20 protein-coding genes and 1 pseudogene are annotated in these 21,556 nt (G+C 43.1%); 7 read left to right on the top strand and 14 right to left on the bottom strand.

From position 1 onward, the window contains the following. Window positions 1-222: 222 nt before the first annotated feature. The 3 genes from BCU75_RS11110 (at window position 223) to dpaL (ending at window position 2,611) form a co-directional block, all read left to right on the top strand. On the top strand, window positions 223-900 hold the full coding sequence (locus BCU75_RS11110; protein ID WP_004732387.1) for a helix-turn-helix transcriptional regulator: 678 nt from the start codon (window positions 223-225) through the stop codon (window positions 898-900). A 22-nt stretch (window positions 901-922) separates the two neighbouring features. Next, complete coding sequence (locus BCU75_RS11105) at window positions 923-1,306, top strand: RidA family protein (protein WP_004732389.1); 384 nt, start codon at window positions 923-925, stop codon at window positions 1,304-1,306. A gap of 126 nt (window positions 1,307-1,432) precedes the next feature. Then, on the top strand, window positions 1,433-2,611 hold the full coding sequence (gene dpaL, locus BCU75_RS11100; RefSeq protein ID WP_102473878.1) for a diaminopropionate ammonia-lyase: 1,179 nt from the start codon (window positions 1,433-1,435) through the stop codon (window positions 2,609-2,611). 107 nt (window positions 2,612-2,718) lie between these two features. Here dpaL and BCU75_RS11095 read toward each other — a convergent pair whose 3' ends face one another. Both BCU75_RS11095 and BCU75_RS24405 read right to left on the bottom strand, forming a co-directional pair. Next, window positions 2,719-3,270 (bottom strand): disulfide bond formation protein B, encoded by a 552-nt coding sequence (locus tag BCU75_RS11095; RefSeq protein ID WP_102473877.1) that lies wholly within the window; start codon window positions 3,268-3,270, stop codon window positions 2,719-2,721. A 9-nt stretch (window positions 3,271-3,279) separates the two neighbouring features. After that, window positions 3,280-3,435 (bottom strand): DUF5993 family protein, encoded by a 156-nt coding sequence (locus BCU75_RS24405; protein ID WP_017075701.1) that lies wholly within the window; start codon window positions 3,433-3,435, stop codon window positions 3,280-3,282. A gap of 291 nt (window positions 3,436-3,726) precedes the next feature. Between BCU75_RS24405 and BCU75_RS11090 the strand changes: the two genes are divergently transcribed. Both BCU75_RS11090 and BCU75_RS11085 read left to right on the top strand, forming a co-directional pair. Further along, window positions 3,727-5,970, top strand: a complete 2,244-nt coding sequence (locus BCU75_RS11090) for a hypothetical protein (protein WP_102473876.1) — start codon at window positions 3,727-3,729, stop codon at window positions 5,968-5,970. A gap of 429 nt (window positions 5,971-6,399) precedes the next feature. Next, a complete protein-coding gene (locus tag BCU75_RS11085; RefSeq protein WP_133148290.1) occupies window positions 6,400-7,434 on the top strand; it encodes a GGDEF domain-containing protein in 1,035 nt (344 codons plus the stop codon). A 63-nt stretch (window positions 7,435-7,497) separates the two neighbouring features. Here the strand turns inward: BCU75_RS11085 and BCU75_RS24400 are convergent. Further along, window positions 7,498-7,984 (bottom strand): annotated as a pseudogene (locus tag BCU75_RS24400) (transposase). A 136-nt stretch (window positions 7,985-8,120) separates the two neighbouring features. After that, window positions 8,121-8,381: a DUF5062 family protein gene (locus BCU75_RS11075; RefSeq protein ID WP_076679323.1), complete on the bottom strand. Its 261-nt coding sequence runs from the start codon at window positions 8,379-8,381 to the stop codon at window positions 8,121-8,123. 448 nt (window positions 8,382-8,829) lie between these two features. On the opposite strand from BCU75_RS11075, the gene BCU75_RS11070 reads away from it, so the two are divergent. Then, window positions 8,830-9,045, top strand: coding sequence for a hypothetical protein (locus tag BCU75_RS11070; RefSeq protein WP_102473874.1), 216 nt, complete (start codon window positions 8,830-8,832; stop codon window positions 9,043-9,045). Between the two features lie 184 nt (window positions 9,046-9,229). On the opposite strand, the gene BCU75_RS11065 is transcribed toward BCU75_RS11070, so the two are convergent. Further along, on the bottom strand, window positions 9,230-9,886 hold the full coding sequence (locus BCU75_RS11065; RefSeq protein ID WP_102473873.1) for a Qnr family pentapeptide repeat protein: 657 nt from the start codon (window positions 9,884-9,886) through the stop codon (window positions 9,230-9,232). Between the two features lie 319 nt (window positions 9,887-10,205). Between BCU75_RS11065 and BCU75_RS11060 the strand changes: the two genes are divergently transcribed. Next, window positions 10,206-10,784 carry a TetR/AcrR family transcriptional regulator gene (locus BCU75_RS11060; RefSeq protein ID WP_102473872.1) on the top strand — a complete coding sequence of 193 codons (579 nt, stop codon included), beginning with the start codon at window positions 10,206-10,208 and terminating at the stop codon, window positions 10,782-10,784. 126 nt (window positions 10,785-10,910) lie between these two features. On the opposite strand, the gene BCU75_RS11055 is transcribed toward BCU75_RS11060, so the two are convergent. From BCU75_RS11055 to choW, 9 genes are all read right to left on the bottom strand, one after another. Continuing rightward, window positions 10,911-12,158, bottom strand: a complete 1,248-nt coding sequence (locus BCU75_RS11055; RefSeq protein WP_102473871.1) for an anaerobic sulfatase maturase — start codon at window positions 12,156-12,158, stop codon at window positions 10,911-10,913. A gap of 118 nt (window positions 12,159-12,276) precedes the next feature. Beyond that, a complete protein-coding gene (locus tag BCU75_RS11050) occupies window positions 12,277-14,022 on the bottom strand; it encodes an arylsulfatase (RefSeq protein WP_102473870.1) in 1,746 nt (581 codons plus the stop codon). Between the two features lie 108 nt (window positions 14,023-14,130). Continuing rightward, complete coding sequence (locus tag BCU75_RS11045; protein WP_102473869.1) at window positions 14,131-14,562, bottom strand: tetratricopeptide repeat protein; 432 nt, start codon at window positions 14,560-14,562, stop codon at window positions 14,131-14,133. Window positions 14,563-14,769: 207 nt separating this feature from the next. Beyond that, a complete protein-coding gene (locus BCU75_RS11040; RefSeq protein WP_102473868.1) occupies window positions 14,770-15,975 on the bottom strand; it encodes an iron-containing alcohol dehydrogenase in 1,206 nt (401 codons plus the stop codon). 230 nt (window positions 15,976-16,205) lie between these two features. Next, a complete protein-coding gene (locus BCU75_RS11035) occupies window positions 16,206-16,649 on the bottom strand; it encodes a hypothetical protein (RefSeq protein WP_102473867.1) in 444 nt (147 codons plus the stop codon). Window positions 16,650-16,734: 85 nt separating this feature from the next. Continuing rightward, window positions 16,735-18,150 (bottom strand): coniferyl aldehyde dehydrogenase, encoded by a 1,416-nt coding sequence (locus BCU75_RS11030; protein ID WP_102473866.1) that lies wholly within the window; start codon window positions 18,148-18,150, stop codon window positions 16,735-16,737. 288 nt (window positions 18,151-18,438) lie between these two features. Continuing rightward, window positions 18,439-18,921 (bottom strand): MarR family winged helix-turn-helix transcriptional regulator, encoded by a 483-nt coding sequence (locus BCU75_RS11025; RefSeq protein WP_017066477.1) that lies wholly within the window; start codon window positions 18,919-18,921, stop codon window positions 18,439-18,441. Between the two features lie 488 nt (window positions 18,922-19,409). After that, entirely contained in the window at window positions 19,410-20,624 is a 1,215-nt protein-coding gene (gene choV / locus BCU75_RS11020; protein WP_102473865.1) for a choline ABC transporter ATP-binding protein, read from the bottom strand. Window positions 20,625-20,626: 2 nt separating this feature from the next. Next, window positions 20,627-21,469 carry a choline ABC transporter permease subunit gene (gene choW / locus BCU75_RS11015; protein WP_012600072.1) on the bottom strand — a complete coding sequence of 281 codons (843 nt, stop codon included), beginning with the start codon at window positions 21,467-21,469 and terminating at the stop codon, window positions 20,627-20,629. Window positions 21,470-21,556: the final 87 nt, after the last annotated feature.

Genomic DNA, 21,556 nt, shown 5'->3' with positions numbered 1-21,556 from the left:
TAATGTGACCAAGATCTTAGGGTTAACTATAGTGACCAGAAAGCATCTAAAACTGGGAATATTGTTGATTGCGATCAATTTTAGGTACTTATTTGTAACTTTAGCCTTGTATGGGAAGCGGATGTATAGTCTTATAGTTACATAAAGTTAATTGGCAACTTGAAATACATCGAGTAACCAAAGATAATGAAAGGCAATTAAAGTTAACAACAGTGGTCTAAAATGAACGCATCAGCATATAAATCGTTTAACGTAGAATTCACCGACAATGACAGAGAGCATCTCGCACTGAACTTTCGCTTAGCCGAAACCATTGCCGACTTTATTGGTCCGCACTGTGAGGTTGTGATTCATTCATTCGAGAGCTTTGAAAAGTCGGTAGTAAAGATAGTGAACGGACACCACACGGGTCGAGAAGTAGGATCACCTATCACCGATCTGGGGCTGAAGATGCTGAGTGTGTTTGAGAGCACTGGTGAGGTCACGCCAAAGAGTTACTTCACCACCAGCAAAGATGGATCGTTACTTAAATCTACGACCTGTGTGCTAGCTGGAGAAAATGGCAAACCAATTGGGCTGTTCTGTATCAATATGAACTTGTCTCACCCGTTTCCTGAGATCATAAAAACTTTAATGCCAGACATGGCTCATGCCCCTGTGGGTGTGCATGAGAACTTTGGAGCTTCAACAACAGAAGTGATTGAGCAAGCGCTTGAGCACGCTATTTTTGAAGTCGACAACGATGAGTCAGTCAACTTAAAAGGTCGAAACAAAGCCATTACCAAGCAATTGCTTGAGAACGGTATTTTCGAATTAAAAGAGGCGACAGCATTCGTATCTGAGCGTCTTGGTATTACTCGCCACGCTATTTACAAATACATCCGCGAGTTTAGAGCATAGAAATCATATAAAGAGAAACGAAATGAAAACAAAAATCCATACAGATCTAGCACCAGCAGCAATCGGCCCTTACTCTCAAGGTATGGCATTCAAAGACCTAATCTTCACTTCAGGTCAATTACCGCTTGATGCAAAAACAATGGCGTTTGTTGAAGGTGGCATCAAAGAGCAAGCTCGTATGTCACTAGAAAATCTAAAAGCAGTTTTGGAACAAAGTGGTGGTTCACTGGATACCGTTATTAAAACCACATGTTTCCTATCTGATATGGAAAACTTCGTTGCATTTAACGAGGTGTACACGGAAGTATTTGGTACAGAGAACGCGCCAGCACGCTCTTGTGTTGAAGCCGCTCGTTTGCCAAAAGACGCACTAGTCGAAGTTGAAGCGATCGCTTACATCAAGTAATCACGTATTGCTTTTAGTGACTGCGTATAGCAAAAAATAACTATGTAATGTTATTAACGACAAAGTAAGGTCATTGAACATCGCTTGATGGCCTTTAATTCCTCTGCCTGTATCTAAGTGTGCCCTATGTTAAAACTATCAAAAAATTCATTCTACACTGGACAAGTTTGCGAGCTATTCACTGCATCTCAAGCACAACAAGCGCGTGAGTTTCACCGTCAGATCGAAGGTTACCAACCAACGCCACTTGTCTCTCTTCCTAATCTTGCTAATCACCTTGGTGTTAAGGCGATCCTCGTTAAAGACGAATCAAAACGCTTCGGTTTGAATGCATTCAAGGTACTCGGCGGTTCTTACGCTCTGGGTCGCCAATTGGCAAAACACCTTGGCATTGATATCTCTGAGATCAATCTTAAAACGGTAGCTTCAAAACTAGAAAAACCACTTGTTTTTACTACAGCAACCGCAGGTAACCATGGCACTGGTGTCGCGTGGGCAGCTCGTGAAATGGGCCAAAAAGCCGTGGTTTACATGCCAAAAGGTTCATCTCAAGCAAGCGTTAACCGCATTCAAGGTTTAGGTGCAGAATGCATCGTGACGGAAGTTAACTATGACGACACGGTACGTATGGCGAACCAAACTGCGCAAGACAATGGCTGGATGCTTGTTCAAGACACTGCATGGGATGGTTATGAAGAGATCCCAACATGGATCTCTCAAGGTTACATGACCATGGCAGACGAAGCCGTCGAGCAAGTTCAAGAGCAAGAATTTAGCGCTCCAACTCACGTATTCTTACAAGCTGGCGTAGGTGCAATGGCAGGCGGCATATTAGGCTACCTTGCAGACAAGCTAGGCGCAGATACATTTGAAACCATCATTGCAGAGCCAGCAGCCGCAGATTGTATTTTCCGCTCAGGCGAGAAAGGCGAAATGGTCAACGTAACCGGTGAGTTGAACTCAATCATGGCGGGCCTTGCATGTGGTGAACCAAACCCAGTGACATGGCCAGTATTGCGTGATTGCAGTAACTACTTTATCTCGGTTGACGACAGTATTTCAGCAAACGGGATGCGTGTTCTAGGTAACCCACTACAAGGTGACAGCCAAATCATCAGCGGTGAGTCAGGTGCGATTACACTAGGTCTTCTTTACCAACTTTGCCGAGAGGGCGCAGACCAAGCAACGCGTGACACTCTAGGCTTAAATGAAGATGCAACCATCATGCTCTTCAGCACCGAAGGCGACACCAACCAAACACGTTACCGCGACATCGTTTGGAATGGATTGCACCACTCTAACTAATTGCTGACGGTCATAAACTCCACAACACTAACGACAAAGCCACAGCGAACGCTGTGGCTTTTCTTTTACCAGTTGTTCTTTAATCGCTCTCTCAAAGCACCATTTTTCTAACTCGCACCTTGATTAAGTAACCAATAGCTCACCGGATTATCAGGGCACTGATATGGACCGCATTCGACAAATGTAGCAATAGCATTCAATGCCACCACTGCGATAGCCAGCAGACAAACAATCCGCCCGAAATTACTCATCTTGTAAAGTTCATGAGACTCGGCCTTATTGGTCAGCATCAAGATCACGGCAACACCCAATATGGTTGCAGCGAACAACACAAAGGCCCAAGTGTAATAATGCATCCCAAAAATAGGGCTACCGTAACCAGGAGTACCCGGAATCACGTGTAGGGAAACTTGTCTTAACGATGTGGCGACACCATACAAAGCGCCAATTAGCACAACCCCATAGTGACGAGGTTGAGGCCCATAAACCACATTCAGCATGAAGCCAAACGCGACCATCACAAAGCCAATTCGTTGCAGTAAACACAGTGGGCAAGGAAGTTCATTGAGGACAAACTGAAGAATAAAGCCGATCAACAAAACGGCTGTCATACCCAGTAACCCAAGCGTATTCAGAAGAGTTAACTGATTTCGATTCATGCTCGCTCCTTACAATAAGATCGACAAAGGGTCAGTCGCATGGTGATTAAACCAATACAAACCAAGGATCACTGAGCCAGCGAAAAAGCCATACGCGGCGGTCTTCTTGCCGAAAAACCCGCACACCATCGCCACAAGTAACAACAAAAATAATAAAGACATCATAAGAGGCATCCTCTCCTTATTTATCGAGTTCACTCAAGGTGAACGTCATAAAAATATCCACACCTACGCCCTTAATCATGCAACTTCGGTAAATCTATGGATTACGGATTTAAAATCATCAACTTAATAGTTGTTAGTAACCTCTAAGCTGTCAAGTTAGAGACGATAAGTTCATTGACAGGGTTTGCTACACTTATATCGCTCTGAGAACGTTTTGTTATTCTTGCTTTAGCGAGTCTCCGGTATTTATTGATCACTACAAGGTGACTCCCATCGTAGCTAGGAAACTTCATGAAAAAACACAGTACCTCGTTATGGTCACTCCTCTCCTTTATCAGCCTCGCACTTCCAAATGCCAGTTTGGCCAACTACACCATTGTGCTGCCAAGCCAACATGAGAATGGGTTCAACTTACATGGTTCCCCGGTCTCAGCCAGAAAAGTGATCGATTGGGAGATCAACAATAGTGACTTGGTGTTTGGGGCTTACGCCGATAAAAATGATAACGAAAGAGTCAGCACGATTGGTTATATGTACAACCAAAAATTGGATCTGAATTCGGGAAGTTTAGAAAACGAGATTAGAAACGCCGCAGAGCGAAATGGCATTGATTACGAAGATTTTTTTCTACACTTTTCAGAAGACACTATTCTTGCAGAGCCAGACTTAACACACGGCGAAAATACAGTTTTAAATCGCAAGCCTATGATCGTTGGCTATACCGCAGACGAAAAACATGCGGGCTATGCACTTTATCAGCAGCCGCCTTGGGATGCTGATGTGTTTGAACATTTCGAACGTGGCGGAGCACTCTACGTTTACCATTCGGAGAAGTTCGATGGCTTAACATTCGAATTTTCACGCTTTGCACAAGGCGGAGAATTCCATATTGAATATCCAACATCGACGAATGATCTAAGCCAATCTACGACATGGGTTCGCTTAGAAATAATTAACGATCACACACATAATATGACTCAAAGCCAAGCGTTAAGCTGGCGAGTTCCCTCGAATTGGGTCAGAGCAACAACTCACGATGGCAGTGGCCAGAGTTACGGTGGCGGGCAGTATTTTGGTTCTACATTTGTGCGAGATGGCGGCCGTTTATACGTTGTCAGAATCCGTTGGCAAGGCAGCTCAAGCGATATTCGACCTCGCTTAAATCACGTTCAATTAAAGAACTATTTCCCGAAAATAGAATTCAAAGATCTGCAGTCTTCCAAGACAGACCCGCAACGACCAAGAGAAACCAACCATTGGCGAAAGATCCGTGGTTTTGACCAATCAGCCGATCTCGACCAAGACAACTATTTATCATCTTATGAGTATGAAAATAGGAACAACAAATCGGCCACGGCGCGCTTTCGTTGGGAATCTCGCGTCATTCCTTTTGGACGAATGTGGAACCAAAACTCATCGTGGTCATTGACCAACCTTGCTAACCCAGATCTGCTGATGTTGATACGAAACTACTATTCCAAACATTGGGGGCAACAAGGGCTCAATGGCGCCTACAACGACGATACCAATAAGCTTTTAGGCGGCAATCAATTTGAGGTTTATTCAGGAGGAACCATTCAAGAGCTTGGTCTTGTCGTAGGGTCTAATGAAGCGGATAAGCGATACAAAGCGCAATTCGCAGCCTTTCTCAAACAGTTATCAGCTAACGACGATACTCTTTCAATTGGCCTTAATATTGGAACGGCCAACCTGTATGGCCGAAACGGGCAATCACACTTAATTGACTCAGGAAACCTGTACTTTAGAGAGCACTACTTATTCCCCTCTACAGGCTTTAGTGGTTATGCCGGATTGTCTAAGTTTTGGGATAACTCAGCGTTAGCTAACACTGATTCAAACGTTATATTCCAAGCCACTACTCGCTATGGGCGCGTTCAATACCTAGGTAACAGCCAAGATAACTGGCAACAAGATCAGTATTCAACCCTCGCTATTTATTACCTCAGCTACCAGCCACAACATAGTTGTTTTAACCAGTGGAATAGCAGTTATGTGTATGGCAGCGACAATACTACCAAAGAGAATTTTTGGCAAAGTGGTGTGCCGAAAAACATGGCTTACCGACCGACACAACTGCTCAAAGTCGACCTAGGCTCTCCAGCCAACAGGATTCCGAATGAATTAGAGCCAATTCCCTTGATGCTTTCGACCATACACTCGACACCCAGTGACTACACCATTGTCGGCGATTCAACCAAACATCAAGTCATGCATCCAGACCTCCCAAACGGTAAGGTTCGGTTGTTACCAACCTATACCTATTTTCTTTATCGTTCGGAAACAAACATCGTACAAGGCGGCCCACAAGAGATGGTGCTCGCGCGAGAGTTTGAGCAAGGTCGCGTACTTTATCGAACCGATTTCTATGGTAAAAATCGTGACTTCTATTTGGTACCTAAACTCATTATTCCATTAAACAAGCCAATGAGGCCAATCGATGCAAATGGCAATATTGGCGACTATGTAAATGAAGTTAAGCTTGGGGGATATCAAGGGCTATTTCTGCTTTATTAGCTCTTGATTAATCAGTCAGCATTCGGTGTATTAGCCATCTTCACGCAAAGGAATTAAATACTTAAAGCTCTTCATCACTTGTAGCAACAGTTCCCATCGAGTATCAGTTAACATTGTTCTTGGCATGGCTTGGAGTCGTATTTTGTTTTTAGCAAAAGAAATTATAACTCCTTGTCATTTCGTTCAAAAAACAATCACGAAAGATCAACATGCCCAAAGAAGAAGCTGGTTTATTAGCTAATAAACTCTTGTGTCTGAATCTAGAACCTGTGCTAAAATTTATCAAATACAGAACTACGTACTTAAAAATTCACAACGATACAGGCAGCCCTCATCAAAGAACCACATGAGTTATTTAAAGAACGTTATAAAATCATTAACGACTATCTTCATTACGCGACATTGAACCATCTTGTTGTGGGGGGAGCGTTGGCTGGGTATTTAAGTTATTACCAAAATATGGGCCTGACGATTTTTATCTGGTTTTTTGTGTTGTGCTGTACTCTAGGACTTAGGCTATATTTCCAAAAGACCCTTGCACACAAACTAGAGATTGGAGAGGTTAATCGAGTTTGGTTTGATGCGACTTTCGCGATTGCCCCTTCTTTAAATGGCTTCGTATGGGGTGGTGTCTACTGCTTAATCGCAACGTTAGACAATCCTTCCTTGTTGCTTGGAGCCTCCTTTGTAATTTGCTCGGTTGCGTTTCATGGCTTCACGTACCTAACACATAGTAAGCTGTGCTACTTAAGCTACTTTATCAGCGTGTTTGTACTTCCTGTATTCTACCATTTTATATTAGATTCAAACTACGTTGTCGGTACGATCTTGGTTATCGGTTGTACACATTTCTTATTTTACAACCGTCTACTTTACGATCGATCAACTGCGTTACTAACCCGCCATTTTGATAATCTCGAATTCATAGAGCGACAAAAAAACATTGAAAAAAAGTTGAAGTATCTCTCTGAAATTGATCCTCTAACCCAAATAAACAATCGCAGCAGCTACGAAAAAAAACTTAAAGCCACGCGGTATAGGGCTCAGATTACTCATAAACCGGTCAATATTGCCCTGATTGATATCGACTTCTTTAAACTGATTAACGATCAGTTTGGCCATATCATTGGTGATCATGTATTAAAGCAAGTTGTAATGACAATTGACCGTTTAACCGATAGTAGTTTCACCTTAGGGCGATATGGTGGTGAAGAGTTTATTTTGTTTAATAACCAGCAGGAACACGATGCGTTTGCTCTTACTTTAGAAGAAATTCGTTTATCCATTGAACAGATGCCCCTAATTGATATCCCATCAGGTCTGTCGGTGACGGTCTCTATTGGGGCAATTTCATCGTATACTAATTCTAGTCAAGAAAGTTTGATTAGTAATGCCGATGCCTGCTTGTATAAGGCTAAGACCGCAGGGCGTAACCGAATAGTTTTACACTCCTATGGCAAGTGACATTTCAAACTCGTGTGTTTTACATTACTTAGGGCGTGTTGATCGCTGCTGTGTATTTCATGCTCAGCAACACATCGGTAGCCACATTAACATTAATGCCAGCGATAACATGCTGGCATAATTTCTTTCTAACTTGTCATATCTAATTGAAGTAGTTCGATAATTCTTAATTATCGCAAAGGAATTTTCGTTGAATTGCCCCAAGGCTTTTTCCCATTTGTTCAGACCTTTTCGTAGCCGCGCCCTTGCTATGATGTGCTCGGGCAATAGAGCCATCGAAAAAGACCCATCCAAAATCGGCAGTGCTTGATAACTGATTGAAAAGTTTAACTGAGACACCTTTCTTTAACCAAAGATTAAAACACCTGTAGACAGTACTCCGCTCACCAAATTCTTGAGGTAAATCTCATCATCGGATGCCTGCTCTCATTGGATAGAGTATTCCTCCAAAAGTCATTCTGTGCTCAGGCTTATCATAAATACGACCCGTGCTCTTCATAACTTGTTGCAGTAGTTCCCATCGAGTATCAGTTAACATTGTTATTGGCATGACTTGGAGTCGTGTTTTGTTTTTGGCAAAAGAAATTATAACTCCTGTCATGTCGTTCAAAAAACAATCACGAAAGATCAACACGCCCTAATAAACCAACTAAAAATAAGCGCAGGCATACTTGTTCAACTTCAGCTTATTTTAATGGGTCATTGTCCGGCAGTGCTTTGTGAATCCATAATGCTAAGCGTTTCTTGATGTTCGCCCCATCAAGCTTACTTTCCGGAAGGGGAGTGATCTGATTAACTTCAACGAGGAACAAATACACCGATTTAACCTTTATCGGTTGGGATGAATGTGGCAAATCAAAACCTTGTAGCTTTGCCATTTTAAAACCGACCTCAACTGCTTTTTTTACCAGCTTATCTTCATTAATAATTTTTGCAGTTTTCGACATATCATCTCCATTACATTTATCGAGTGTACATTAAGTATATCAAACAGAATTACGAACAAGATTACCACGATCTCAAATCAAAAAATCTCTTTGATAAATAACATAAAGCGCATCACAGGCTAAAAACTGATTCTAATTTGATAGATATAAACGAGATGAAAAATCATAAGCAAATAGTCTCTTAATAGAATTCTCAATAAATGAGATCCTCAGTCAAGAAACCAAAAATCGAACAATTTTTGACTTATCATTCCAAAGAATACGGAATATTATGACTTTCATATAAATGATAAGAACTCTATCAACAGGAAATAACCCCCTGTTATTTAACCAGTTTTACACTAAAACGACTTAGATCATATTTACGGGCACCTGTAACCAAAACTTATTTACAAAACACTCATTAAGAAAATAGAATAAACCCACTAATTTTATACTGGTGTTAAAAATGCGTTACCTATGGGCTTCATTCTGTCATAAAAACCCTGTTCTCGGACGAATCGTTCATATCCTTGTTATGTTGATAGCGCTAGCTTCTATCGTCGTGCCACTGATCTCCAAAGACGCTACAACTATCATAGCTTCACTGTGTGTCGCTGTAGTATGTATTTTGTTGTTCGTTTTCTTTGCGCTCAGCGACAAAATGCGTTCAGGTATGCACTAATTAGCCCTATATTCGCCAAGCATTCTCTTTTCTAAAATTCATTATAAAATGCTGACTGCCAGATACGGAAAAGTCCAAAGCTATTAGCTTTGGACTTTTCTTTTAGGAACCGCGGTTGATTACAACGGAGTGGTACGGCTAGCGGTACGGACAGCGTCATGTGCAGAATTGAAAAAAGAACGAATCAATCAGGCATCACAACAATACCCATGGTTTCAAGTAACTGCTCTTGCTGCCAAGCAACAATTTTAACGCCTGTGGTATCAACTTTTCTTGGGTCTAACCCTTCTAACTCAGCGTGGCATAAATTAGCACCCTGCATACTAAATTGCCCCCACACATCTTCCGAGAACACACCTCGGCTAAGATCCGACTCTTTCAGTGATGCACCACCTAAATAAGTGCCTATCCAGCGGTTTTCAAACAGCTCGCACTTCTCTAAGCAAGCTTGCTCTAAATTGGCGTAAGACAGGTTACAGCCCGTAATATATGCTGAGCAAAAATACATCCTATTGCTTACCTGATTGGCAAAGTTAGCACGAGTAAAGTTCGCCCCTTTCAAATCGCATTCACGTAGTTCAATCCCATAACAATTCGCATTACTAAAATTCGCCATCGCGAGCTGGCAATTCTGGAAGCTTGCATCTCTTAAGTCGGCAATATCAAAATGGCATCCCTCAATATCACCTTGTTCAACAAACTTGCAATTAATAAACGTTGCATCACGCAAGTTCGAACGTCTGAAATCACAACGTATAAACGTACAGGCTGTAAATGTAAGCTCTGATAGATCTTGCTGAGCAAAACTGTGCTGATGATAAGTACTGTTATTGGTGTCCATTTAGCCCCCTAAAGAAATTAAGCTAAGACTATCATTGCGACCTTAAGAAAACACCAAATTAAAAACCAACAAAAACAGCAAGTTACAACGACCCAATTTCGCCATTTAAAGGCATCAAACAAGCCATTTAAAGCTGCTATTTTAGATTTATAGGATGTGGTTATCTTGAAAAAAGTTTTGTGGCTTAGAAGTGCCAATAAAGAAAAAGTCACTTTGACGAAACGAGTCAATTATTGACAACACCCTAACGCGCTAGACTGGACGGTTGGTATGTTGCTCGTTACACTATTTCTCATTCTCAGCATAAAGAGTAATAACAATGAAAGACATGCGACAAGCTATGCTCGATGCAGGGTTTAGCCTTATTAATGAACACGGGTTTGCTGGCGTTGGCCTGATGAAAATAATCAACCAAGCGGAAGGCACAAAGGGTTCTTTTTACCACTACTTTAAATCGAAAGAGCACTTTGGCGAGATTCTTTTGGCCAACTACTTTGATGAGCATCTCGCTAAACTGGATGACTTTTTAAGTGATGAATCGCTTTCCCGTCGTGACCGCGTAAAAGCCTATTTCGAGTTTTGGTGTGCATCCAAATTGACAGAAGAGTTCAATATCCAGTGCCTTGTGGTCAAACTCGCTGGAGAAGTATCTGGGTCTGCTAACTCGTTACAGTCCACCATGGCAGAAGGTTCAGAAAGGATAATATTGCGCATGGCGAAGCTATTTGAAGAAGGGAATGAAGAGGGTGATTTCGCTATCACGGATCCTGAATCGCTGTCTCGAACGCTTTATGGCTTATGGCTAGGCTCTACGTTAATGGCAGCGATGCAGCGCAACCGTTCGATTCTGGACAATGCCATGGAAGAGACCATTCTTGCCATGGACCCGGCACAATAATCAGCTCACTATGTACCGGTCATAAGAAGCCAATCACCAATCACCAATCACCAAAAGGCTCGCACAATTTAGCGAGCCTTTTAGCTGGTTTTAAATCTTTAGTTGAATCGATTCGAGCCAACCCCACTATCCCAAACGAGCTTGAATATTGTTCGCTTTGAGTAAGGCCTTAATCACGGGGTCGATATGTTGAAAGAACTTGAGCCACCCTTCACAGAGGTAATTTAACCCCGCCTCACCATCTCGGCTTGTGATGATACGGTTTTTAGGGCACTCGCCATGACATGCAAATTTAAATTCACAGGTTTGGCATTGTTTCGGCAGAGACTTCTGTTTGGCAAACCCAAAACGCTGCTGCTTTGGCGAAAAAGCTAAAGTTGAAAGTGCTTGTTCCTGAATATTACCCAGCTGAAATTCAGGAAAGACATAATGATCACATGAGTACACATCGCCATTGGGCTCAACCGCTAATCCTTTTCCGCAGATTTCACTCAAGGTACACATGGTACTTTCTCTACCCATCCACACACCGAAAAAATTTTCAAAGTACGGCACTAATACTCGTCCAAAATCATATTCGAACCACTCGTCAAAAATGGTAGTAAGGAATTGTCCCCATTGCGCAGAGTCGACACTCCAAGGTTCAACCTCACCTGATACGGGTATGATCGCTTGTTGGTTGCTCAACCATTTATTGTTGGTATGAGCCTCGCGCTTATCCACCACAGGAATAAACTGCAGCTGCTTCGAACCCACTTCATCGCGCAGAAAACGATAGACTTCTAACGGGTATTTTCCTGTCACATTATTCACGCAAGTTAGGGTCGCAAACTCGACGTTACTTTGTTTTAAGTAGCGAATACCACGCATTGTTTGAGAAAAAGTGCCTTTGCCTGCACGGTTGGTTCGGTAGTGATTGTGTAAGTACTCGGGGCCATCAATGCTCACGCCAATAATAAAGTCATTCTTCTTGAAGAACTCACACCAAGCATCATTCAGTAAGGTGCCATTGGTTTGAAGGTCATTGCTGATCTTGCTGTGGCTTGGGCAGTATTTTTTCTGTAATGCCACCACCCTTTCAAAGTACTCAATACCGAGAAGAGTTGGTTCTCCACCATGCCAAGAAAAGATGATTTCAGGCGTGTTCTGTCCTTCGATGTACTGCTTGATATAACGCTCTAACAGAACTTCATCCATCGTATATTGGGAGCCTTTTGGGTATTCGAGCAGCTGTTGTTTTTCTAAATAATAACAGTAGGTGCAACTGATGTTACACACCGCCCCAATGGGTTTTGCTAATGCCTGCAGCTTGCTGTGTGCTTTGCCATTGAACTGCGGAACCGAACTCAAATTTGATAGCGATAATGTCGTCATGAAGAGTGCCTCGATGTAAAAGTCTTTGTATTAGCCAAAACAATTCGTAATTCCTTTACACGGTGTTCATCGGCCAACCAAGCTTGATGGCATTAGGTTGGCCGAGTGGTTTTTTCCTCTATTTCACGTTTTCAAACGGGTTCCACGCTTCATCGACTGGGACGATATTTTGCGTTTTTTCGTATTCTTGATATTCAGCGACCATTTCAAGGAACAGATCTGGCATTTCATTTCTTAAGTCATGTTGCTCAGCAGGATCTTTCTTGGTGTTGTATAAGTGCCACTCACTGTCACCGCCCATTCCTGTAGAAATTCGAATGATCTTGTAATCACCTTTAAGCAAAATCCCGCTACCAAACAATTCGAATGGAATCGCATTATTGGCACTGTGCACCTCTGCCGTTTCACCTTTGAAGTAAGGCAACAAGCTCACACCACTCATCGGCGCAACTTCTCGACCTTGATATTCCGTCCCCGGGTGCTCTACCTTTGCAATTTCAAGGATCGTGGCTGCGATGTCTTTCACTTGAGACAAATCATCCGTCTGAGTTCCCGGCTGCAACGCATTTTCATCTTCTAAAAGCACTTTTGCTGGCTTGACGATAAACGGCACACGGATACCGCCCTCTGCTGTATAAGCTTTATACCAAGACAGGCCGCCAGTTGAAGCACTTGCCCACTCAGGACCAAGTGACACACTGGAGTTCGCCTTACCCAAGTTTTCAGTCGAATTATCGAAGTGATGAGCGGTCCATGTTCGGATCAGATCACTGATATTTTCACCTGTAATATCCGTTGCTTCTGGACCATTATCCGCAAGATACATAATGTAGGTATTGTCGTATTCCCCGATGTCTTTCAGGTAGTCGACTATCTGCCCCACTTGTTGGTCCTGCATTTCCATCATGCCCATCGCGACAGCCATTTTCTTGCCATACCACTTTTGTTCTTTCTCAGAGAGCGAGTCCCAAGGTCGACTTAGTGCGTTACGATCTGAAATATCGGCGTCTTTTGGAATCACACCCATCTTTTTCATGCGTTGAAAACGGTCTTCTCGAATCGAGTCCCAACCATGTTCAACGTAGTAATCGACTTTGTCTTGATAGGCCGACTCTGGAGCTTGTAGCGGAAGATGTATTGCAGTGAAAGGGACATAGGCGAAGAAAGGCTTACCGTCGTCTTTTTTACTGTCGATCATCTTGATGATTTCGTTGGTGTAAACTTGATCGGAGTACTCGCCTTTGTATTTATCTTCTACCACTTCACCATTTCGGTAGATTGGCTCCAGTTCAACGCCGGGAATATCACCTTTTTGCAGCGCATCCGCTGTCGCGGCATTTTTGGCAGGGAACATCATGTCGCGGTTAAAGTGATTCGAGCCGCCAGCTAAGATCCCATAACTCTCTTCAAAGCCTCGATCGTCAGGTAAAAAGCCATCGTCGTGACCCAAGTGCCATTTACCAGAAAGGTAAGTGTTATAGCCGCTCTCTTTAAGCAGCGTTGCGACCGTGACGCCTTTCTTGGTGAGGTAACCTTCATAACCCGGTTTACCAATCGCGCCAGGATAGACGGCATAGTCGAAGGTGCCTAACCCAACCTCGTGGCTATTTGCTCCGGTTAACATCATAGATCGCGTTACCGATGAGGTCGGTGACGCGTGAAAGTTAGTAAACTTAACCCCCTCTTCAGCCAACGCCATTAGGTTTGGTGTATTAACTTCCGAGCCATAAGGCTGTGTATCGGCAAAGCCCACATCGTCACCAACAATGACAACAATATTCGGTTTGTCTGATTCTGCGGCCAGAGCAGCACTACTTGCCGCAGCCATTGCAGTGAACAGTAAAGATTTCTTGAATATCTTCATAAGACGTTCTCCAATTTCTGTGATTAACTTTTTCAGTAATTAACTTTTCTGCTATTAACTTGTTCTGTGAGTAAGTTTTTCTGTGATTAACCTGAGTTAGGATTTGAATTAGTGCGCGGCTTGCGACATCCAATGTAATAAGTCGAGCGCAGGGTCATACTCTTGAGCTGCTGCCAACCCGATCCAGGTGACAGCTTCCGCTTGGCTAACCTGAACGCCACTTCCAGAGAGATACATCAACCCAAGTTGTGTTTGGGCTTCAGGGCTACCGTTATTGGCTGCGGTGATAAACCATTCCGCGGCTTTTTCATCATTCTGTTCCACGCCTTCTCCGCTCAGATATAAGTAAGCAACAGAGAGTTGAGCTTCTAACTGTCCTTGGTAAGCTTCTTCCAACAGTTGGACAATATCTGGACGCTGTTGCGATTGAGCCATTGTGGCTTCATTCTCAGAGCTCTCACTTCCGACACTTACTTTGGAAAAAAGCAGAGCAACCAAAGCACCTATCAGAATCACGGTAGTTAAACGTTTCTTGAGCATTTACTTCCTCCTCGGGAATAAAGGTCACAACGTCCCTGTTGAATGAGTTAGGTGAAAAGCAGCAATGGCGCGATGATGCACAAGCTTGATAGCAATACGTTTTCAATTTTCATAATTGGCTCTCGAGTAATGATTGTTGAGTGGATCAGGGAGTGAATCATCGACTGAATTAAATAATCAAAGAATTCAGTCGATTAAGACAGAGACTTAAATCGCTTTCTCTATGATGGTTTCAATCGTTTGTTTCGAGATTGGGTAGAACTGAAAACATATATCTCTTTCAATCGCTTGAGCAATATTGCGCTTCTCTTGCTCATCAAACTTCCAGTTGCTGAAACGCTTCATCGCACCCACACTGGTTTGGAAGTTATTTAAGAAATCCAACACGCGTAGGTAAATCATTTCATCGGTTCCAGTGCTATCGACAGAGAATGCTTGAGCTAACTTCGCCGCATTCGGCATGTAGAACTCCGGCAGTGCTTCAATCACAACGGGCATCAATACCGTGTTGGCATCGCCATGTGGAATGTGACTAATCGCACCAAAGGCATGAGCACAGTTGTGAATCGGAATGCCACCTAAAGACGAATAAAATGCAGAGATCGCCATAGTACTTGCTTGAAGAAGGTTGCCACGTGCGGTTAGGTTTTCTGGCTCTTTAAGTGCCAAGGGTAAGTTTTCAACAATCAGCTTTGCTGCCTGAATGCCGTAAGCGTCTGTGAATGCATTACTCATTGGCGACACAATCGCTTCAACAGCGTGTGTTAGTGCATCCATGGCTGTAGAACGCGTAAGGTGAGCAGGCAACTTGGTGGTGACGGTCGGATCAAGAATCGCAATGTCAGCCTCCAAACCAGACGCCACTAAGCTTGCTTTAATGTTTTCATGCTCGTTGTAAAAAACAGCAATCGGAGAAGCTTCTGCGCCCGTACCAGCCGTTGTCGGAACAGCAATGTGTGGTACTTGAATATCTTTATTGTTTGGCCACACATCCATATGACCACCACCTGCAATCACCGTACGGATATCATCTATCTGCTTATGAAATGCGTATTTCACACCTTTAGAAGCATCAATCACACTGCCACCACCCACAGACAGAATGGCATCGGCGTCGACACTTTTAGCAAACCGAATCGCAGAGTTAATATTCTCACAAGTAGCATCCGGGGCAATATCGGTGTACACACCAACAAGCTGAACCGCTTGTGCATTGCCTTGCTGGTTCACCTTCTGGTTTACAAACAACGCCGAGAACTGTTCAACAAAGCCAAGAGACTCCAAGCCTTTATCAGAAAAGAGCACGACTCTTTGCGCACCTAAGCGACCAAATAGAGAAGGGATATTTTCAATGCCGTTCTCTTGAGCATGAACAATGGTTTTAAGTTGAAAGTTAAAATTATTGGTTGTCATGGTGTTTACCTCATTTCTAGTTGATGACTAAACAATAACCAAAACAAACCGGTCGGTCTAGAGTGACAATGTCAAAGATATGTCAATTAAGATCTTTATGGATCATTGCCCAAAAACGAAAAAAGCCCGCAAGTGCGGGCTGTAGTAATAAGTAAGCTGCTGATCATTAAATAAGCGCCATTGACTCACCATGGGCAACTCATTAACTATTAACTATTAACTATTAACTATTAGCGAAGATGAGCTGGGACCTTGCCTTTGTCTCTAGTAAAGTAGTAATACAGGTAAACCAACGAATAGACAGTTACAAATCCATCGAGCGCAAACACACCACTCCAACCATAAAACCAGTCATAATCGTTGATACACACGTTGTATAAAAATATGCCCACAAACATCGACTTCTCAAATGCACTGTAAATCATGGTCGAAGTACGCAGCGATTTGTACTTCGCCGAGAACATTAACAACACACCAATACTGCCAACCATGACTCCCCAGTGTTGATAGGTACCCATAAGATACTCTTTGTTCACCATCATCGTATCGTTGTAAGAAAATAGAGTCTGCATGCTCCAATCCGGCGCAAGAAAAGTAGAGAAAGCGGTTGCGGTTAAGAATCCTGTAACCATCAAATACGCTTTCATCGTTCGTTCAAAAAATCGCTCTAACATAAAAATAACCTCTTAAAATAACGTCGTAAAAATAACGCCTTAAAAATAACTTCTTGTAAATAAATTGAGTAATGACAGAAATGATTTACTTACCAAGCATGCTCATCACTGCGGTCTTTAATTCGTTGTCTTCTTTTGAAAACAGATGTTTAACTCGATGGTTTAAACCCGTTTCTAAGACTGTTTTTGCATGGGAGAAAGTAAGAAAACCTTCTTTACCGTGATAATTCCCCTGCCCTGATTCACCAATGCCACCAAACGGCGCGTCATCAACCGCTAAATGGAAAACACAGTCATTGATACACATCCCACCGGAATGAACTTGGTGTTTAACCTGAGCTTGTAAACTCAAATCAAAGCTCATCAGATAGAGCGCTAACGGCCTTGGTTTGCTATTGATGACTTGGAACGCCTCTTCGATATCGCGATAAGTAATCAAAGGTAATAGTGGGCCGAAAATCTCTTCGTTCATCACCTTAGATGACAAGCTTGGTTCAACAATCAGGTGCGTCACTAAACGGTGGTTATCTAAGTCCATCGCGTCGTCATGGCAGGCCACAGTTCGAGTTCCAGCTTGTTGCTCTTCATTCAACAAACCAACTATGCGGTCGCATTGACGAGGATTGATTAGGGACGTCAAATTCTCAGAATAGACACCTTCATCGAACAACAATTGGTACTGTTTTTTATACTCTTCAATGAAAGATTCAACTTTTCCTTCCGGTAGCAATACATAATCAGGAGCAACACACACCTGGCCGTTGTTTAGGCTCTTGCCATAAATGATTCGCTCTACCGCAATATCAATCGGCATGTCTTCTGCCACGATAACCGGCGACTTTCCACCGAGCTCTAGCGTGACTGGAGTTAGCGTGTCAGCCGCTGATCTCATCACTTGGCGACCCACTTGGGTTGACCCCGTAAACAGAAGATGATCAAACGGCAACGCCGAAAATGCGGCTGCGATTTCTACCTCACCTTCAACCAAGCACACCTCATCGGCATGGAAAACTTCCGCCAATAGCGCTCTCAATACTTGGTTTGTCGCAGGGGTAAACTCGCTCATCTTGATCATGGCGCGATTTCCCGCCGCCAATGCCGAAATAAGCGGGCCGACGGATAACATGATCGGGAAGTTCCACGGAGCAATGATCCCAACAACGCCTTTGGGTTGATAAACCACTTCAACACGAGAAGTTGAAAGCAATGGGCCAGAATGACGAATAGAAGATGTCGACCAATGAGGTAAACACTCTATGGTGTGATCAATATTTCCGATGCAAGGCAATATGTCGGCTATCAAAGTGTCTTGTCGACTTCGGTGACCATAATCTTCACTCACGGCTGAACACAAACAATCTGTGTAATCGATAAGCACAGATTTAAGTGCGAGCAACTGCTCAATTCTCACCGATACCGCTGGCATCGGGTTCTGTGCAAAAGCTCCCTGCATGTTGTTCAACGTCATGGTCATTTGTGTTGGCGTCAATTCGTATTTCATACATCACCTCGTGGTTAGGATAAGCACACAATAATACATAACAAACCGGTCGGTCTAGTGTTATTTTGTCAGAGAATCGTCAATGCTTTTGTAAGATAAGTGAATAAACGTTGAACAAATTAAAAATAGGAAAGCTTGGAAATTTATAATAGGAAGAGATAACTAGAAGATTTTGTAGACAAGTATGGGCGAAGAAATGGGGTCAGCAAGATCAAAAATGGTCGCTAGAAGCGACCATTCGATAATGTTCTAATACATTGTTTTTAAACAACTAAACCAGTTAACTGATTAGCTCTTAGCAACGTTAGCAATGCCTTCAAGCTGAAGTACTGGAGCGGCGTCAATGTCTTCTGCGTTCATCATTGATGATACTCGTTGCATTGAAGAAAGCAGTAAACTCTGCTCCCACGGCTCTAGGTTTTGGAATTTTTTCACGAAGTTATCTTGCAGCGGCGGTGGCGCATTATTTAGCAGCTCTTGACCTTTTTCGGTCAGGTTCGCGTGTACTTTGCGGCGGTCCGATGAACTGCGTACTCGTTGTACATAGCCGTTTAACTCTAGACGGTCGATGATCGTAGTCGTCGTTGCTTGGCTTACATTGGTCTGGTTAGACAATTCTTTGATCGTCACATTACCCATTTCTTGGATTGCTCTCATTAAGATTAATTGAGGGCCAGTCAAACCATACTCTTTACTCAGCTTCTTCGAGTGTAAATCGATAGCGCGAATAATTTGGCGAATAGCGACCAGGATTTCGTCATGTTTGTCCAAGATGCAGACCTTTGTACTAATATACTGTGAATGATTTTACAGCGTCGAAGCGATGAAATATCTCGAGTGATTACGTCACGCGCGCTCGAATTACACTGTAAATTGATAAATTACTTCATTGATTTTTCCGCATTGTACTGATGTTCATACTATTCTCAATCTTTTATATGCCTCTGAATTTGCGCATGGCAACACTTTTGTACAATGAGTAGCGATATTCAGTCTTAAAGCCGCTAACAAGGTAAGAAAAAGCGAGAAATTGCAGGTAAATAAAAAGGCGCATACTCAAGATAGTTGGATTTGCAGCTAGGCAACAAGTAAGTTCATCCCTACGAGCATAGAAGTTCTATGTGATTAGGGGGCACTTTAGCCGTTAACAACGCTGCAGCTTCAAGCATGCAGAGTATAGAGTCATATAGGTAGCGTGATTTTGAACTCCTCACTACCTATTTTATTCGTTAGGGAACGAATTAGTTCAGCTCAAGCCATTAAGCGGCGTTATTGAGTTGAAAATTACCCGTTAGCGCGTTGTAAAACTCGCTGTTATCCAAAATCCCGACCAATTGATTGTTTTCAACCAACAGAATTGGGTGGTTACTGATCTGTTTAAGCTTAATCGCATCACGCATGCCAATCTCCGGACTTGTCACTACCACACTAGACGCGTTAATCGCAGTTAGGTCGTCAGACTCGCTCCACTCAACAAGCTCCAAGGTAGATTCACCTTTCACCGATAAAGCACCTTCACTCTGTTCAATCCAGAGATCTTTAGAATCGCAGATCTTCCAGCTTTCATTCTCTTGCGTCAATGAATCAAGAGGCTGCATTAAAGAGCGACCTTTAAGCACATTCAATGGATTGGTGTGAGCAACGAAGTCTTTTACGTATTCGGTTTTTGGCGTCAGTACGATCTCTTCAGGCTTACCGTGTTGAATCAGTTTGCCTGACTCCATGATCGCAATGTTATTGCCAATCTTCAGTGCTTCATCTAGGTCGTGACTCACGAACAGAATCGTTTTGTTGAGTTTGTTTTGCAGCGTGATCAGTTCATCTTGCAGCTGAGCACGAATCAGTGGATCAAGCGCCGAAAACGGTTCATCCATCAACAGAATATCGGTATCCATTGCAAACGCACGCGCCAAACCAACACGTTGCTGCATGCCGCCAGAAAGCTCATGAGGGAATTTTGTTTCCCATTCCGCTAGGCCGACCATTTCTAATTGTTCACGCGCTTTTGCACGACGAACGTCTTTCGCTACGCCCTGCATTTCAAGACCAAATGCCACGTTGTCTAATACGTTAAGCCATGGCATCAAAGCAAATTTTTGGAAAACCATTGATACGCGGTGAGTACGAAGATGACGCAGGGTCGCTTCATCACATTGCTCGCCTAAATCCACCAGCTTGTCGCCATCTTTGATTGCTAAAGAACCTCGGCTAATTTCATTCAAACCGTTTACAGCACGAAGCAGTGAAGATTTACCCGAACCCGACAAACCCATCAATACACATATCTCGCCCTCTTTAACCGTCAACGACACATTATCCACACCAACAACTTGACCTGTTTCATCGATGATCTCTTGGCGAGTTTTACCTTGGTCGAGTAGCTCAAGCGCTTGTTTCGATTTATTACCAAACACTACATCGAGGTTTTTAATGGTAATCGCGTCCATTGTCTTTTTTTCCTGAGAGATAGACATGATTAAGCTTCCTTCTGGTTTGGTGTTTTGCACAAGCGGTCAAGAATGATAGCGACTAATACAATCGCCAGCCCGGCTTCAAAACCTTGCGAGATATTCACTGTGTTCAATGCGCGAACAACAGGTTTACCAAGTCCGTCAGCACCAACCAGTGCTGCAATCACCACCATCGAAAGCGACAACATAATACATTGAGTTACACCCGCCATAATGCTTGGTAAGGCAGCCGGTAATTCCACTTTCATCAGCAATTTCATGCGGCTCGCACCAAACGCTTTACCCGCTTCAATCAACTCTTCAGGGACTTTAGTTACCCCTAAGTAGGTCAAACGAATCGGTGCAGCTATCGCGAAAATAATGGTCGAGATTAAGCCAGGAACAATACCCAAGCCGAATAGAACCAGAGTTGGAATCAGATAAACAAACGTTGGGACTGTCTGCATCAAATCAAGGATTGGACGCAAAACTGTATAGAGCCAAGGACGGTGAGCAGCCATGATGCCAACCGGTACGCCAATTAATACGGAAATCGTTGTCGCCGCAAAGACGAGAACAAAGGTTTCCAGCATTTCTTGCCAATAGCCGAGGTTAAGAATAGTCAACAGTGCTGCGACCACAAAAATCACTAGCGAAGGTTTACGGTGTAAGTACCATGCAATCGCAGCAGTGATCACGATTGGCAAAGCAGGCGGCATCCACTTAAATACATCGACTAAAAACATAATGACGGTTTCTAAAAAGATAGAAATAGCATCAAAAAAGCCTGCTGCATTGATTGTTAGCCAATCAACACCCGCTTCCATCCATTGTCCGACAGGGATTTTGTTTTCCGTAATAAAATTCACAATATTGCCTTTTATTATGGGTGGGCTACTTCAAACCAATCGATAAATTGGCAAGCCCACCTTTATTATTTATGTAGCTGTTGAGAT

The sequence above is a fragment of the Vibrio splendidus genome (assembly GCF_002873455.1).
Classification (GTDB): Bacteria; Pseudomonadota; Gammaproteobacteria; order Enterobacterales; family Vibrionaceae; genus Vibrio; species Vibrio splendidus_J.
This window is presented reverse-complemented; position numbering and strand designations above follow the sequence as displayed.

Bases quoted from the DNA above. Each gene is read 5' to 3' on its own strand.
- BCU75_RS11110 (WP_004732387.1), top strand. From the start codon at position 223: ATGAACGCATCAGCATATAAATCGTTTAACGTAGAATTCACCGACAAT.
- BCU75_RS11105 (WP_004732389.1), top strand. From the start codon at position 923: ATGAAAACAAAAATCCATACAGATCTAGCACCAGCAGCAATCGGCCCT.
- dpaL (WP_102473878.1), top strand. From the start codon at position 1,433: ATGTTAAAACTATCAAAAAATTCATTCTACACTGGACAAGTTTGCGAG.
- BCU75_RS11095 (WP_102473877.1), bottom strand. From the start codon at position 3,270: ATGAATCGAAATCAGTTAACTCTTCTGAATACGCTTGGGTTACTGGGT.
- BCU75_RS24405 (WP_017075701.1), bottom strand. From the start codon at position 3,435: ATGATGTCTTTATTATTTTTGTTGTTACTTGTGGCGATGGTGTGCGGG.
- BCU75_RS11090 (WP_102473876.1), top strand. From the start codon at position 3,727: ATGAAAAAACACAGTACCTCGTTATGGTCACTCCTCTCCTTTATCAGC.
- BCU75_RS11075 (WP_076679323.1), bottom strand. From the start codon at position 8,381: ATGTCGAAAACTGCAAAAATTATTAATGAAGATAAGCTGGTAAAAAAA.
- BCU75_RS11070 (WP_102473874.1), top strand. From the start codon at position 8,830: ATGCGTTACCTATGGGCTTCATTCTGTCATAAAAACCCTGTTCTCGGA.
- BCU75_RS11065 (WP_102473873.1), bottom strand. From the start codon at position 9,886: ATGGACACCAATAACAGTACTTATCATCAGCACAGTTTTGCTCAGCAA.
- BCU75_RS11060 (WP_102473872.1), top strand. From the start codon at position 10,206: ATGAAAGACATGCGACAAGCTATGCTCGATGCAGGGTTTAGCCTTATT.
- BCU75_RS11055 (WP_102473871.1), bottom strand. From the start codon at position 12,158: ATGACGACATTATCGCTATCAAATTTGAGTTCGGTTCCGCAGTTCAAT.
- BCU75_RS11050 (WP_102473870.1), bottom strand. From the start codon at position 14,022: ATGAAGATATTCAAGAAATCTTTACTGTTCACTGCAATGGCTGCGGCA.
- BCU75_RS11045 (WP_102473869.1), bottom strand. From the start codon at position 14,562: ATGCTCAAGAAACGTTTAACTACCGTGATTCTGATAGGTGCTTTGGTT.
- BCU75_RS11040 (WP_102473868.1), bottom strand. From the start codon at position 15,975: ATGACAACCAATAATTTTAACTTTCAACTTAAAACCATTGTTCATGCT.
- BCU75_RS11035 (WP_102473867.1), bottom strand. From the start codon at position 16,649: ATGTTAGAGCGATTTTTTGAACGAACGATGAAAGCGTATTTGATGGTT.
- BCU75_RS11030 (WP_102473866.1), bottom strand. From the start codon at position 18,150: ATGAAATACGAATTGACGCCAACACAAATGACCATGACGTTGAACAAC.
- choV (WP_102473865.1), bottom strand. From the start codon at position 20,624: ATGTCTATCTCTCAGGAAAAAAAGACAATGGACGCGATTACCATTAAA.